Origin of the sequence: Bacteroides sp. 2201st1_D9_2201SCRN_220225, from assembly GCF_040928965.1 — a bacterium.
Taxonomy (GTDB): Bacteria; Bacteroidota; Bacteroidia; order Bacteroidales; family Bacteroidaceae; genus Bacteroides; species Bacteroides stercoris.
This window is the reverse complement of record NZ_JBCODG010000060.1, coordinates 1-15,180: the sequence shown is the minus strand read 5'-3', so window position 1 is coordinate 15,180 and position 15,180 is coordinate 1. Positions and strand designations below refer to the sequence as shown.

The 15,180-nt window shown below is 45.5% G+C and carries 15 protein-coding genes; 10 read left to right on the top strand and 5 right to left on the bottom strand.

Annotated features, from left to right (window positions below):
* The 3 genes from AB5903_RS16805 to AB5903_RS16795 all read right to left on the bottom strand — a co-directional run.
* On the bottom strand, nucleotides 1-588 hold a 588-nt coding region (locus AB5903_RS16805), incomplete at its 3' end, for a lipoyl synthase (RefSeq protein WP_368118049.1).
* The gene (locus AB5903_RS16800) at nucleotides 589-2,805 is read right to left on the bottom strand and encodes a S9 family peptidase (protein WP_272710051.1); all 2,217 of its coding nucleotides are present in this window, start codon (nucleotides 2,803-2,805) and stop codon (nucleotides 589-591) included.
* A 162-nt stretch (nucleotides 2,806-2,967) separates the two neighbouring features.
* Complete coding sequence (locus AB5903_RS16795) at nucleotides 2,968-4,119, bottom strand: sugar MFS transporter (RefSeq protein WP_060385386.1); 1,152 nt, start codon at nucleotides 4,117-4,119, stop codon at nucleotides 2,968-2,970.
* A 250-nt stretch (nucleotides 4,120-4,369) separates the two neighbouring features.
* Here AB5903_RS16795 and AB5903_RS16790 point away from each other — a divergent pair, with 250 nt between their 5' ends.
* From AB5903_RS16790 to AB5903_RS16760, 7 genes are all read left to right on the top strand, one after another.
* Complete coding sequence (locus AB5903_RS16790) at nucleotides 4,370-5,296, top strand: TIGR01212 family radical SAM protein (RefSeq protein ID WP_237974959.1); 927 nt, start codon at nucleotides 4,370-4,372, stop codon at nucleotides 5,294-5,296.
* A 64-nt stretch (nucleotides 5,297-5,360) separates the two neighbouring features.
* On the top strand, nucleotides 5,361-6,560 hold the full coding sequence (locus AB5903_RS16785) for an FprA family A-type flavoprotein (RefSeq protein ID WP_272710050.1): 1,200 nt from the start codon (nucleotides 5,361-5,363) through the stop codon (nucleotides 6,558-6,560).
* A 38-nt stretch (nucleotides 6,561-6,598) separates the two neighbouring features.
* Nucleotides 6,599-7,411: a glucosamine-6-phosphate deaminase gene (nagB, locus tag AB5903_RS16780; protein ID WP_272710049.1), complete on the top strand. Its 813-nt coding sequence runs from the start codon at nucleotides 6,599-6,601 to the stop codon at nucleotides 7,409-7,411.
* Nucleotides 7,412-7,623: 212 nt separating this feature from the next.
* Nucleotides 7,624-8,139: a methylated-DNA--[protein]-cysteine S-methyltransferase gene (locus tag AB5903_RS16775; protein ID WP_005657364.1), complete on the top strand. Its 516-nt coding sequence runs from the start codon at nucleotides 7,624-7,626 to the stop codon at nucleotides 8,137-8,139.
* 190 nt (nucleotides 8,140-8,329) lie between these two features.
* The gene (locus AB5903_RS16770) at nucleotides 8,330-10,486 is read left to right on the top strand and encodes a translation factor GTPase family protein (protein ID WP_016661866.1); all 2,157 of its coding nucleotides are present in this window, start codon (nucleotides 8,330-8,332) and stop codon (nucleotides 10,484-10,486) included.
* 261 nt (nucleotides 10,487-10,747) lie between these two features.
* Nucleotides 10,748-12,289 (top strand): sensor histidine kinase KdpD, encoded by a 1,542-nt coding sequence (locus tag AB5903_RS16765; protein ID WP_005657362.1) that lies wholly within the window; start codon nucleotides 10,748-10,750, stop codon nucleotides 12,287-12,289.
* A 5-nt stretch (nucleotides 12,290-12,294) separates the two neighbouring features.
* Nucleotides 12,295-12,996: a response regulator transcription factor gene (locus AB5903_RS16760; protein ID WP_005657361.1), complete on the top strand. Its 702-nt coding sequence runs from the start codon at nucleotides 12,295-12,297 to the stop codon at nucleotides 12,994-12,996.
* Between the two features lie 81 nt (nucleotides 12,997-13,077).
* On the opposite strand, the gene AB5903_RS16755 is transcribed toward AB5903_RS16760, so the two are convergent.
* On the bottom strand, nucleotides 13,078-13,254 hold the full coding sequence (locus tag AB5903_RS16755; protein ID WP_005657360.1) for a hypothetical protein: 177 nt from the start codon (nucleotides 13,252-13,254) through the stop codon (nucleotides 13,078-13,080).
* Between the two features lie 143 nt (nucleotides 13,255-13,397).
* Nucleotides 13,398-13,844 carry a MarR family winged helix-turn-helix transcriptional regulator gene (locus AB5903_RS16750; RefSeq protein ID WP_022103713.1) on the bottom strand — a complete coding sequence of 149 codons (447 nt, stop codon included), beginning with the start codon at nucleotides 13,842-13,844 and terminating at the stop codon, nucleotides 13,398-13,400.
* A 148-nt stretch (nucleotides 13,845-13,992) separates the two neighbouring features.
* On the opposite strand from AB5903_RS16750, the gene rpsF reads away from it, so the two are divergent.
* The 3 genes from rpsF to rplI are packed head-to-tail and all read left to right on the top strand — an operon-like array spanning nucleotide 13,993 to nucleotide 15,077.
* Nucleotides 13,993-14,337, top strand: coding sequence for a 30S ribosomal protein S6 (gene rpsF, locus AB5903_RS16745; RefSeq protein WP_005657357.1), 345 nt, complete (start codon nucleotides 13,993-13,995; stop codon nucleotides 14,335-14,337).
* Between the two features lie 2 nt (nucleotides 14,338-14,339).
* Nucleotides 14,340-14,612, top strand: coding sequence for a 30S ribosomal protein S18 (rpsR, locus tag AB5903_RS16740; RefSeq protein ID WP_004288442.1), 273 nt, complete (start codon nucleotides 14,340-14,342; stop codon nucleotides 14,610-14,612).
* Nucleotides 14,613-14,627: 15 nt separating this feature from the next.
* Nucleotides 14,628-15,077, top strand: coding sequence for a 50S ribosomal protein L9 (gene rplI / locus AB5903_RS16735; protein WP_005657356.1), 450 nt, complete (start codon nucleotides 14,628-14,630; stop codon nucleotides 15,075-15,077).
* Nucleotides 15,078-15,180 lie beyond the last annotated feature (103 nt).

The following is a 15,180-nucleotide window of genomic DNA, read 5'->3' as shown; positions in this document are numbered from 1 at the left end:
GGCAACAGTGCCGCTTTCGGATATCTGCCGCAATACTTCAAGACTTGTTTCATAATGAGCAGCACTCCGTACCAGCGGACTGATACGTTTTACGGTTTCCATATTATGGGAGATTATCTCCGGCCGGGCTTCGATAACCATGTCTACGAGTTCCTTTCTTCCCTGAAAGTCAGGAATCAGTACTTCAACGGTCGTATCCGGGTTGAGGCGTTTGATTTCGCGGATTGTTTGCACCCAATGGGCGGCTCCCAAATCCGGCAGATCGTCTCTGTCTACGGAAGTGACAACGGCGTGGGAGAGCTTCATTAAGGCGATGGATTCGGCTACGTGCACCGGTTCTTGCGGGTCAAGCGGCATGGGCTTGCCTGTTTGTGTATTGCAGAACTTGCAGCAACGGGTACAGATATCTCCGCCTATCATAAAAGTGGCCGTACCTTTTCCCCAACATTCTCCCATATTGGGACAACGTCCGCTGCTGCATATCGTGTGCAGGCAGTGGGATTCTACAATGCGTTTTGTCTCGGTATAACGTTCGTTGGCACCGATACTTATTTTGAGCCATTCCGGCTTACGTACTCTTTCGCTCATTTATTTTTTCAATTCCCGATTAAAGAAGTTCGTTAATTTGGTATACAGATGCAGACGGGTGTTGCCTCCGAAGATGCTATGGTTGCGGTTGGTATAGACCTGCATGTCGAACTGTTTGCCAAGTTGTACGAGGTGTTCGGCATATTCCGCGCAATTCTGGAAATGAACGTTATCATCCGCCATGCCATGTACCAACAACAGATTGCCATGCAAGTTGTTGGCACGGGTAAAGGCGGACGAGGCTTTGTAACCTTCGGCATTTTCTTTCGGGGTACGCATGAAACGTTCGCCGTATACGGTATCGTAATAGTTCCAGTCGGTAACCGGAGCAACGGCTGCTCCGGCTTTGAATACGGGAGTTCCTTCGCTCATGCTCATAATGGTCATGTAGCCGCCATAACTCCAGCCCCAGATTCCGATACGATTTTTATCTACATAAGGTTGGCGTCCTAAGTACAGGGCGGTTTCCACTTGGTCTTTGGCTTCTTTGACACCGAGATTCAGATAGGTGCTTTTGGCAAATTCCGCACCGCGTCCGCCCGTGCCTCGTCCGTCTACGCACACTACGACATAGCCTTGGGAAGCCATGTAAGTTTCCCAGCTCACGCCAAACTTGTCAAGTACCTGCTGCGAGCCTGGACCGCTGTACTGATACATCAGAACCGGATATTTTTTGCTTGCGGAGAAGTTTGCCGGCTTTATCATCCAGCCATTCAGTTCAGTGCCCTCAGAGGTCTGGAAAGAGAAGAATTCTTTCTTCGGCATATCATATCCGTTTAATTTCTGCTTCAGTGCGGCATTATCTACAAGTGTGGTCAGCGTTTTGCCGTTATTGTCGTTCAGGGTGATGACAGTCGGAATGTCCAGGCTTGAATAGCGGTTCATGAAATACTTCATGTCTGTACTGAACAGGGCGCTATTTGTCCCTGTATGCGATGATAACTTTGTTTTTTTGCCTTTGCGGTCTATCTTGTAGATAGCGCTGCGCAGCGGACTTTCTTCGTTGCTGCTGTAATAAAAACTTCCGTTTTCAGGGTCATAACCCAGGAAATCCTGTACTTCGTATGAGCCGGAAGTGACCTGTTTGATAAGATTTCCGTTTATATTGTACCAGTACAAGTGGTTGTATCCGTTTCTTTCACTGACAAAACTGAAAGTCTCCGGATAGAAAATGATGTTGTCAAATACATTCTCGCGGATATAAGTGTCGCTCTCATCACGTACGGCCAACTTGCATACGGTACTGCGAGGGTCGGCAAAATACAGGTCGAACCGGTTCTGGTGGCGGTTCAGCGTCATGATGGCAAGCTTGTTCGGGTCTTGTGTGAAACGGATACGGGGAATGTAGCCGCCTTCTTCCAAAGGAAGATTGATTTTGCGGGTTACTTTGGATTTGATATCAAAAGTATGTACGGATACTTTTGAATTCTTTTCACCTGTCTTGGGATATTTATAAGTATATTCTCCCGGGTATTTCTCGTAAGGGGCAATATGAGGCACTTCTCCGGCAAATACCGGGAAAGTATAAGAGGGAACTTCCCGTTCGTCGAAACGGATGAAAGCCAGCATCTTGCTGTCGGGACTGAATTCCAAGGCACGGTTAAATGCGAACTCTTCTTCGTATACCCAGTCGGGAATGCCGTTCAGCACTTCATTGCGGCTGCCGTCTTCGGTCACCTGGCTTTCGCTGTTGCCGTAAAGTAATTTAACGAGGAAGATGTTGTTGTCGCGCACAAAAGCCACTTGGTTTCCATCGGGCGAGAAGATGGGGACTTGTTGCGGTCCGCCGTCCGACAGTTTCTCCACTACATTGTTTATCTTGCCGTCCAAATTCCGCTTCAGGCTATATATATAATGTACTGCTGTATAAGAGTGGCGGTATACAGGCACTGTTTCTGTTGCAATAAGCAATTTGCTGCCGTCCGGAGCAAAGTTGTAGCTGTCGAACTTCTTGAATGGACACTCGCGGGCAGTAGCCGCATCGAACAGCACTTCTACCGGTTTACCTGTCTTGAAAGAGTATTTGATGATTTGTGTCTTATCCGCATTCATTTGCGAATAATGTTCGCCGTCTCCCGGAATAGGGATGACACCCGAAATGTTTTGAGGGATAAATTCTCCGGATACGATTTCTTTCAAATCGAGTGGCTTGCTGTTCTGGGCAAAGCCTGCCAGTGCACAAAGGCAGAAAAAAAGCGCAAAACTTATTTTTTTCATATCTCTTAATTCGGTTATTCAGGGCAAATATACGATAAAGCGAAAATCTAATCTAATTAATTAATGATAAATTCCGTTTTGTGTCAGGAAATTTTTCCGGCTTTTCCACCATGTCGTGAGTTTTCTTTAATAATTCCCGGCAGAATGCAGAGGGTAAATAATTTATTTGAGTGAACGCTTAAACAAAACAAGCATGATAGCCAGTGAACCTATCATTATATAAGGGTAAAGCACGATGCCGTTGTCATATGTGAAAACCATTCCCATCAGTCCGTTCATGGCAGTTTGTCCTATAAGGGCGATGGCGAGCGCTATGCCGAATGCCGTTCCCGACAATGAAGGGTAGCGGGTTCCGAGAATACTCAGGATAACCGGATAAGTAGACGATAATCCCATTCCTATTACAGCCATGCCCGCTGCAGCCCGTATGAAACCGGGAGCTGCTGTCAGCAGGGCAAAGCCTGTTGCAGTGAGGATAAGACTGTAGGGGAGCACCTTTGCCGGTTGTATCTTTTTGAAAAGTACGATTTGCAGCATACGTGCTACGGTGAGCCCGGCAACCATACAGGTGAGTGCTATCAATCCCTGATTGGCAGGTATGTCGGTTACCTGACCGAAATAACTGGTGGACCAGTTATTGCATACTCCTTCAATGCCGCTTTGAAAGAATAGAATGAAGCTGAGCAGCAGCAGGCTGCTTTCTTTCAGCAGACCTAATCCTTCCTTTACAGGAAATCCCTGCGCTTGTTTGGGTGCGGGAAAACGTATGGGGATGCAGAACAATATACCTGCCAGCATAATGATGCCTATACCTTGCAGGATGGTTTCAAAAGAGTAATGCTCGGACAGGATTCCCAAAAGGCTTGGTATGCCAAGCGCTCCCAACCCGTAGAACACTCCCAGGAAGCTGATCCGGGAGCCTTTTTCGGATTCTCCGGAGATGTCGGAAACCAAGGCGTTGGTTTCACCGTTAAGGATGCCGCCGCCCAGACCTATGCCTACGATGGAGATTTGAAGGAGCGGGATGCTTTCGAAAAATATCAGTCCTTCCAATCCCGATAATACGATGATGCAACTGGGCACCAACAATGCTTTGTGTCCGAAACGGTCCGCAATAGGACCGAAAATCAACGAACCGGCCAACATGCCGATGGGAAGAAAGGTTACCAGTGACGTAGTTTGCAGTCCGCTTAATTCCAGTTTTGTGACGAGAGAAGGCAGTACCGAACCCAATGTAATCATTGAAACACCGAAAAAACACATTCCGATGCACGCTGCCGTGAATACAAGATTCTTATGATAACCGCTATTCATACAAATGTTTTTTTTGATGGTAGGAATATTTTGTTGTGTCTTTCCATATTATATACAAAGTTATGAATTTATTTCAATCGCTATGCTTCCGGTATTATAAATTTGCATGTAGAATATGTAATCGGACTCTGAAATGTATTTGTTGACGAATATGTGCCTCTTCCATGGCAGTTATTAACATATCTAATCCGTTTTCTATTAGTAAAAATCGAAGAAAAGTTTTACTTTTGTTTCTAAATAACATAGGCTTATGAGTGCGACTCCTCTTTATAATGAATTTCCTTCTTTCCTGAAACGTTATTTTCCGTATAAGGTACAGAAAATTTCGTTGAATGCCGGGTTTACCTGTCCCAACCGTGACGGGAGCAAGGGGTACGGCGGCTGTACCTACTGCAATAACCAGACTTTCAATCCCGACTACTGCCGTACCGAGAAGCCGATAGCCCTGCAACTGGAAGAAGGAAAGCGTTTCTTTGCGCATAAATATCCCGAAATGAAGTATCTGGCATATTTTCAGGCTTACACCAATACGTATGGAGAACTGGAGTCCTTGAAGCGGAAATATGAAGAGGCGTTGGCGGTAGACGGAGTGGTGGGGCTGGTTATCGGTACACGTCCCGACTGCATGCCCGATGATTTGCTGCGGTATCTGGAAAATCTCAACAAGCATACTTTCCTTTTGGTGGAATACGGTATTGAGAGTACTCGCGACGAGACACTCCGCCGCATTAACCGCGGGCATACTTTTCAAGTTACCGTCAATGCGGTGGAGCGTACGGCTGCTTGCGGAATACTGACCGGCGGACATGTAATCCTGGGGCTGCCGGGCGAGACTCACCGCAATATCGTGGCACAGGCGAAGGACCTGTCGCGTTTACCGCTCACTACGCTGAAAATGCATCAGTTGCAATTGATACGCGGCACCCGTATGGCTTTGGAATATGAACGGAATCCCGAAGACTTCCATCTTTTCAATGTCGATGAATATGTTGACCTCGTGGTGGACTATGTAGAGCATCTCCGTCCGGATATTGTTCTGGAACGCTTCGTCTCCCAATCTCCCAAAGAGCTGCTTATTGCACCCGACTGGGGACTGAAAAATTATGAGTTTAACCACCGGGTGCAAAAAAGAATGAAGGAACTTGACGCATATCAAGGAAAGAAGTATGAAATGTGAGAAAAAAGACTTATTTTTGCCGCTGATTAAATATGGAATCAATCTAAATTAGAAGATAATAACAATGAACCCAAAAACAGTGATAAAAGGAAAAATCCACTATGTGGGAGTGAATGACCGCAATAAGCATTTGTTTGAAGGTATGTGGCCATTGCCTTACGGAGTGTCTTACAACTCTTACCTGATAGACGATGAAACGGTTGCGCTGATTGATACTGTAGATATTTGTTACTTTGAGGTATATCTTCGGAAGATAAAGAGCATAATCGGCGAACGTCCCATCCAGTATCTTATCATCAACCATATGGAACCGGACCATTCCGGCTCTATCCGCTTAATCAAACAGCATTATCCCGACATCATCATTGTTGGCAACAAGCAGACTTTCGGTATGATAGAAGGTTTCTATGGCGTGACGGGCGAGCAATATATGGTAAAAGATGAAGACTTTCTTGCCTTGGGCCACCACAAGCTCCGTTTCTATATGACTCCGATGGTGCACTGGCCCGAAACCATGATGACCTTCGACGAAACGGAAGGCGTGCTGTTCTCCGGTGACGGCTTCGGGTGCTTCGGTACGCTCGATGGCGGATTCCTTGATACACGCATGAATCTGGATAAGTATTGGGACGAAATGGTTCGTTATTACTCCAATATCGTGGGTAAGTACGGTTCTCCCGTGCAGAAGGCATTGGCAAAGCTGGGCGGTCTGCCCATCTCCACCATCTGCTCCACTCACGGACCGGTATGGACGGATAATATTGCCAAGGTTATCGGCATCTACGATCGCTTGAGCCGGTATGCGGCCGAAGAGGGTGTTGTCATTGTCTACGGTTCCATGTACGGCAATACCGAACAAATGGCGGAAGCCATCGCTGCAGAACTTTCCGTTCAGGGCATCAAAAATATTGTGATGCACAATGTCAGCAAAAGTAATCCGTCTTACATCATAGCCGATATATTCAAATACAGGGGGCTGGTAATCGGAAGCCCCACGTATAGTAACCAGATTTATCCGGAGATAGAATCACTGCTCTCCAAGATATTGGTACGCGAGGTGAAAGGTCGTTATCTGGGTTACTTCGGTTCGTTCTGCTGGGCAGGTGCAGCCGTGAAGCGCATGGGCGAATTTGCCGAGAAAAGCAAGTTTGAAATCGTGGGCGATCCGGTGGAAATGAAGCAGGCCATGAAGGACATTACCTACGAGCAATGCGAGAATCTGGCACGCGCCATGGCGGAGCGTTTGAAGAAAGACAGACAATAAAGTTACCCCTAATTTATTAACCTGATAAAATAATTGTAATGAGACTAATCATTCAACCGGATTATCAATCCGTATCACAGTGGGCGGCACATTATGTAGCTGCCAAAATCAAGGCTGCCAACCCTACACCCGAAAAACCGTTTGTATTGGGATGTCCCACCGGTTCTTCGCCTCTGGGTATGTACAAGGCCTTAATCGACCTGAACAAGAAAGGTATTGTATCTTTCCAGAACGTAGTGACTTTCAACATGGACGAATATGTAGGCTTGCCGAAGGAACACCCCGAAAGCTACTATTCCTTTATGTGGAACAACTTCTTCAGCCACATCGATATCAAGCCGGAAAATACCAATATCCTGAACGGAAACGCTGCCGACCTCGATGCCGAATGTGCACGTTATGAGGAAAAAATCAAGTCTTACGGCGGTATCGACCTCTTCATGGGTGGTATCGGTCCCGACGGACACATCGCTTTCAACGAGCCGGGCTCTTCCTTGTCGTCGCGTACCCGTCAGAAAACGCTGACTACCGACACCATCATTGCCAACTCCCGCTTCTTTGACAACGATGTAAACAAAGTGCCCAAAACATCTTTGACCGTAGGTGTAGGCACTGTGCTCAGCGCAAGGGAAGTGATGATTGTCGTAAATGGCCACAACAAGGCCCGTGCCCTTTATCATGCGGTGGAAGGACCTGTGATGCAGATGTGGACAATCAGCGCGCTGCAGATGCATGAAAAGGGAATCATCGTTTGCGACGATGCTGCTACGGCAGAGCTGAAAGTCGGTACATACCGTTATTTCAAAGACATCGAGGCAGACCATCTCGACCCGGAGTCTTTGCTGAAATAAGAACGATACATTTTAGATAAACGGCCGCCCGTTCTTCTCTTTGTTGTGAGAGGACGGGCGGTTTTTACTTGTAAGGAAATTTATCTGCTACGCTTTAATATGACCGTAATCAGGTATATGTATCCGGTTTCGCGATAGCGTAACAGGTGTTTTTTTATTTTCAAACTCTTAAAATTGGAAACAGATAGATGTAATTATCCTATTTCTGCTGTATGAAAGATAAGAATAAAATCATAGTCAATCCCTATCAATCGCCCTGCGGCGTGCTGTTGCTTGGTTCGATAGGCGATAAACTCTGTCTTTGCGACTGGCGGACGGAAAAGCATAGTGCCCGGGTGGACAACAGACTGAAACGGATGTGGAATGCCGAATTTGAGGAAGGTACTTCGGCTGTAATCGAAAGCGCCCGGCAACAGTTGGACGAGTATTTTGCCGGAAAGCGGCAGACATTCGATATACCGCTCCTGTTCATAGGTACGGATTTTCAGAAGACTGTGTGGAGTGAATTGTTGAAGATACCTTTCGGCACGTCGGTTTCCTATGGAGAAGTGGCACGGCGCATCGGCAGACCTGCGGCAGTGCGTGCGGTAGCTAATGCCAATGGAGCAAATCCGATGTCGATATTTGTTCCTTGTCACCGGGTAATCGGCAGTGACCGTTCCTTGACCGGCTACGGCGGCGGGCTTGGCTCCAAACAGAGATTACTTGAGCTGGAAGGGGTTTTGTGATATTGATTACAGGCTGAAGTGCTGCTTTTCCGGATACCATATAATAAGGTATATAGCCGATGTGTTACATAACATAGTTTAGTAACACAGACGTTTTATTGCTTTTCTTTTGATTAATTTCTAATTTGCGGCTCACTAAAATAATGGCATACGGAAGCATGCTGAGTATTCACTTTAAATCTTATATATCATGAAAGTATATCAGACGAATGAAATTAAGAACATTGCCCTCCTTGGCAATGACGGCTCGGGTAAAACCACTCTCACGGAAGCGCTGCTCTTTGAGAGTGGTATTATAAAACGTCGCGGCAGAATTACTGCCAAGAATACGGTCAGCGATTACTTTCCGGTGGAGCAGGAATACGGCTATTCTGTGTTTTCCACCGTTTTCCATGTGGAGTGGAACGGTAAGAAGCTGAATATCATAGACTGTCCGGGCAGTGACGACTTTGTGGGAGCGGCCATGACGGCACTCAACGTTACCGATACGGCTATCCTGCTGCTGAACGGACAATACGGCCCCGAGGTAGGTACTCAAAATCATTTCCGCTATACGGAGAAGCTGGGCAAACCGGTTATCTTCCTGGTAAACCAGCTCGACCATGAGAAGTGCGATTATGATATGGTATTGGAGCAACTGCAATCAATTTATGGTTCAAAAGTGGTTCCCGTTCAATACCCGCTGGCTACCGGACCTAATTTCAATTCGTTGATTGATGTACTTCTGATGAAAAAATATTCGTGGGGACCGGAAGGCGGAGCACCCACAATCGAAGATGTTCCCGCTGAGGAGATGGAGAAAGCAACCGCCATGCATAAAGCATTGGTGGAGGCCGCTGCCGAACACGATGAAACCCTGATGGAGAAATTCTTCGAACAGGATTCTCTGACCGAAGACGAGATGCGCGAGGGTATCCGCAAAGGATTGGCCTCCCGCGGCATGTTCCCCGTATTCTGCGTATGTGCGGGCAAGGATATGGGTGTGCGCCGTTTGATGGAGTTCCTGGGTAATGTTGTTCCGTTTGTAGACGAAATGCCTCCAGTGCACAATACACGCGGTGAAGTTGTGAAACCCGATTCCAACGGACCTACTTCCCTGTATTTCTTCAAGACTGCCGTTGAACCGCATATCGGTGATGTGCAGTATTTCAAGGTTATGAGCGGCAAGGTACACGAAGGAGAAGACTTTACCAATGCCGACCGCGGTTCTAAGGAGCGTATTGCGCAGATTTACGCATGTGCGGGAGCCAACCGTATCAAGGTGGAGGAAATGGTAGCCGGTGATATCGGCTGCACGGTGAAACTGAAGGATGTGCATACGGGCAATACGCTGAATGCCAAAGGGGCTGAGAACCGTTTCAACTTCATTAAATATCCGAATTCCAAATATTCCCGCGCCATCAAGCCGCTGAATGAAGCCGATACGGAAAAGATGATGGTTATCCTGAACCGTATGCGCGAGGAAGACCCGACATGGGTTATCGACCAGTCCAAGGAGTTGCGCCAGACCATTGTGCACGGACAGGGTGAATTCCACCTACGTACATTGAAATGGCGTTTGGAGAATAACGAGAAATTGCAGGTTAAGTTCGAAGAACCGCGTATCCCGTATCGCGAAACCATCACGAAGGCTGCCCGTGCCGACTACCGCCATAAGAAACAATCCGGTGGAGCAGGACAGTTCGGTGAAGTCCACCTGATTGTAGAGCCCTATTATGAAGGCATGCCGATGCCGGAAACCTATAAGTTCAACGGGCAGGAGTTCAAGATGAACGTGAAAGGCGTTGAGGAAGTTCCGCTGGAGTGGGGCGGCAAGCTGGTGTTTGTCAACAGTATCGTGGGCGGTTCTATCGATGCCCGCTTCATGCCGGCTATCCTGAAAGGTATCATGTCCCGTATGGAGCAAGGTCCGCTCACCGGTTCGTATGCCCGCGATGTGCGTGTTATCGTATACGACGGTAAGATGCACCCGGTGGATTCCAATGAAATTTCCTTTATGCTGGCCGGTCGCAATGCGTTCAGCGAAGCGTTCAAGAATGCCGGTCCTAAGATTCTGGAACCGATATACGATGTGGAAGTGTTTGTTCCTTCCGACAAGATGGGTGATGTGATGGGTGACCTGCAAGGACGCCGCGCCATGATTATGGGTATGAGTAGCGAAGCTGGTTATGAAAAGCTGATTGCCAAAGTGCCTTTGAAAGAGATGTCGTCCTATTCTACGGCTCTGAGTTCGTTGACGGGCGGGCGCGCTTCGTTCATTATGAAGTTTGCCAGCTACGAACTTGTACCGAGCGACGTACAGGATAAACTTATCAAGGAATTTGAAGCAAAGCAGGCTGACGAATAAAGTATTTTAATAAATCGTGAAAGCCGTTGTTCACTCATTGTGAGGAATAACGGCTTTTTTATTAACACTGGTTAAGAATGAAGGAGAATGTGAATGCTAATATTTAATTTTTTATTAAATTTGCAAACCAAAGGTGTCTCATTTTGTTATAATGCTCGTAATACAACTTAAAAAACACGCTACGGTTAATTAACGAGAACACCCGGTTAAATCAGGTTAATTTGTTAGGAGTGTTAATTAGGGAGTGTTAATTTTGTGACTATGAAAAAGTCGACAATATGGATATTAGGCGTCGTTATGGGCCTTTCCTTCATCAGTTTGCTGTATCTGCAGATCAGCTATATTGAGGAAATGGTGAAGATGCGTAACGAGCAATTCGATGAATCGGTGAAGCGTGCCTTGATGGCTGCTTCAAAAGATGTGGAGTCTGCGGAGGTCGACCGCTGGTTGCGGGAGGATATCTCCGAGGCTGAGAAGAAAGCGTGGGAGCAAAGCTCACAAGGTAAGGGAGTGGTGCAGACGCAGCGTTTTACGGTTACATCGCCGGACGGTACAAGGTATTCGGCTATCGAACTGAAGACATTTACCAACGAAGCATCAGAACTGCCCAGGGCAATGATTTCGCGTAAACACGGAACGAAAACGATACCCCAGACATCGCGTTCGCTGGCGGATGCCATAAAGAACCGTTATCTGTATCAACGCGCCTTGCTGGATGAGGTGGCCTGGCAGATGATTTACCGTGCCAGTAGCCGGCCGATAGAAGAACGGGTGAATTTTAAGAATCTGGACCAGTATCTGAAATCGGGGTTGATTGACAACGGTATCGAGTTGAACTATCACTTTAAGGTGATAGACCGGGACGGCAGGGAAGTGTATCGCTGTTCGGATTACAGCGATGAAGGCAGTGAGAGTTCCTACTCGCAGCCCTTGTTCCTGAACGACCCGCCTGCCCGTATGAGTATCGTCAAGATACATTTTCCCGGCAAGAGGGATTATATCTTCGATTCGGTCAGCTTTATGATTCCATCGATGATATTCACCTTTGTGCTGTTGATAACGTTCATCTTCACGATTTACATCGTGTTCCGCCAGAAGAAGCTGACGGAGATGAAGAATGACTTTATCAATAATATGACGCACGAGTTCAAGACGCCGATTTCAACCATTTCGTTGGCGGCGCAGATGCTGAAAGACCCGGCGGTAGGCAAATCTCCGGCAATGTTCCAGCATATATCGGGTGTCATTAATGATGAGACGAAGCGGTTGAGGTTCCAGGTAGAGAAGGTTCTCCAGATGTCGATGTTCGACCGGCAGAAGGCGACATTGAAAATGAAGGAATTGGATACCAATGAACTGATTACCGGTGTAATCAATACGTTTGCCTTGAAAGTGGAACGGTACAACGGGAAGATTGAGTCGGACTTGAAAGCAACTGATCCGATAATCTTTGCAGATGAAATGCACATCACGAATGTGATTTTCAATCTCATGGATAATGCGGTGAAGTATAAAAGACCGGATGTGGACTTGCAGTTAATGGTGAAGACCTGGAATGAACCGGGTAAAGTGATGATTTCGGTGCAAGACAACGGTATAGGTATTAAGAAAGAAAACTTGAAAAAGATATTTGATAAGTTCTATCGCGTGCATACAGGTAATCTGCACGATGTTAAGGGGTTCGGACTCGGACTGGCTTATGTAAGGAAGATTATTCAAGACCATAAGGGGACTATCCGTGCGGAAAGCGAACTGAATGTTGGAACTAAATTTATTATTGCATTACCTCTATTAAAAAATTGATTGATATGGATGAGAAACTGCGTATTTTATTGTGCGAAGATGATGAGAATCTTGGCATGCTTTTAAGAGAATATTTACAGGCAAAAGGTTACGCTGCCGAGTTATATCCCGATGGAGAAGCAGGATACAAGGCTTTCCTGAAGAATAAATATGACCTGTGTGTGTTTGACGTGATGATGCCGAAGAAGGATGGCTTTACTTTGGCACAGGAGGTTCGCGCAGCAAATGCGGAAATTCCTATTATCTTCTTGACGGCCAAAACCTTGAAAGAAGATATTCTGGAAGGTTTCAAAATCGGTGCGGACGATTATATCACCAAACCGTTCAGTATGGAAGAGCTGACTTTCAGAATTGAAGCTATCTTGAGACGTGTCCGTGGCAAGAAGAACAAAGAAAGCAGCATTTACAAGATTGGTAAGTTTACGTTTGATACCCAGAAACAGATTTTGTCAACGCCTGAAAAGCAGACCAAACTGACAACAAAAGAATCCGAATTGCTGGGCTTGCTTTGTGCACACGCCAACGAAATCCTGCAACGTGACTTTGCATTGAAGACTATCTGGATTGACGATAACTACTTCAATGCGCGTAGCATGGACGTATATATCACCAAATTGCGTAAGCACCTGAAAGAAGATGAATCTATCGAGATTATTAATATTCATGGAAAGGGATATAAACTGATAACTCCGGAAGCCGAGTCCTGATGGGGATCCGGCTTCGGACAATGGAAAATAAAAAAAGGCGGTTGCAGTGCAATCGCCTTTTTTTATTTCTTTTTCTCGGTATTAATCCGCAATTCTCTTGTTGATAAGAATGTAAGAAATCAATCCTATTACAATTAAAACAGCGCTGGTGCCCAGAATCGCGTTGTTGTTTACATTGCCGGTAAAAGAACATGCAACCAAGATTACAGCTCCTACCAAGATTAATATCAATCCCAGATTTTTTAATAAGCCTTTCATGTGTGTGTATTTTAATAGATTATTATTTTCGTATTCTTGTCACAAAGAAAAGCATAATTCTTTAACAAGCGAAATTATTTTTGCAAAAAAACTATTATTCGCTTAATTTAGTTGGTTTTCAGCTCTTCCCTATGGATTTACGGTTAGTCTTTCGTATTGAAAAATATTTTTCTCAGCACTTCCTGGCTCACGCTCAGCTCCTCGATGGTGATGCCTTGTAATGCTTCCTTTAACGTTTGGTTGGCTATGACGCGGGCGCGCTCTTCCAGTTCCTTTCCGTCTTTAGTAAGGTGTATCAGATTGGTGCGGCGGTCTTTTTTATCGGAAATGCGTACTACAAGATGCTGGCGCTCCATATTATCTATAAGGCGGGTCATGCTGGGTTTGTCTTTAAAGGTTGCATTGCACAACTCTTGCTGCGTAACTCCGTCTTTTTCCCATAAGAAGATGAGGACAGTCCACTGCTCCGGAGTGATTTCCAAACCATTCTGCCTGAAGTTGCGTGATAATTTACGGTTAATCGCGGCAGATACCTTACCATTCAGAATAGCGAATATCAGTCGGATGTCAAAGTTAAATTGCTCTATCATGAAATTATTGTTTAAACAACTTTGCAAATATAGTACAACTTGGATACAATACAAAATAAGTCCGCTTATTTTTGCAGTTCAAAATAAAATGCCTACCTTTGCACCCGCATTTAATAAACAAATAATTTATTTATTTAATTAAACGAGTATGAATCAATACGAAACCGTTTTCATTTTGACTCCCGTTTTGTCTGATGTTCAGATGAAGGAAGCGGTAGAAAAATTCAAAGGCATCCTTACTGCTGAAGGTGCTGAGATTGTAAATGAAGAAAACTGGGGACTGAAAAAGCTGGCTTATCCTATCCAGAAGAAGTCAACCGGTTTCTATCAGCTGATTGAGTTCAATGCAGAACCTACTGTAATTGAGAAATTGGAAATCAACTTCCGTCGTGACGAGCGCGTAATCCGTTTCTTGACTTTCAAGCAAGACAAGTACGCTGCAGAGTACGCTGCGAAGAGAAGAAGTGTTAAATCAACTAAAAAGGAGGATTAATCATGGCACAACAAGTTCAATCAGAAATCAGATATTTAACTCCGCCCTCAGTAGACGTTAAGAAGAAAAAATACTGCCGTTTCAAAAAGAGCGGTATTAAGTACATCGACTACAAAGACCCTGAATTCTTGAAGAAATTCTTGAATGAGCAAGGTAAAATCCTTCCGCGTCGTATTACCGGTACTTCTTTGAAGTTCCAACGTCGTGTAGCTCAAGCTGTGAAGAGAGCACGTCACTTGGCGTTGCTGCCTTATGTAACTGACATGATGAAATAATAGGAGGAGGAAAGTATGGAAATTATATTGAAAGAAGACATCGTAAACTTGGGTTATAAGAACGACATCGTAACCGTTAAATCCGGTTATGGTCGTAACTACCTCATCCCGACAGGAAAAGCTGTCATTGCTTCTCCTTCTGCAAAGAAAATGCTGGCTGAAGAGCTGAAACAACGCGCTCACAAGCTGGAGAAAATCAAAAAGGATGCTGAAGAACTGGCTGCTAAGCTGGAAGGCGTATCCTTGAAGATTGCTACTAAGGTTAGTGCTACAGGTACTATCTTCGGTTCTGTAGGCAACATCCAGATTGCTGACGAGCTGGCTAAACTGGGTCACAACATCGACCGTAAGATTATCGTTGTTAAGGATGCAGTGAAAGAAGTTGGTAACTACAAGGCTATCGTTAAGCTGCACAAGGAGGTTTCTGTGGAAATTCCTTTTGAAGTAGTTGCTGAGGAAGCATAAATATAGAATTCTATATAAAAGGAGAAGAAGGTGTGTCAAAATGCACACCTTCATTATTTTACGTACAAAGCCCCGACTTTCACAAGCTGGGGCTTTGTTATTA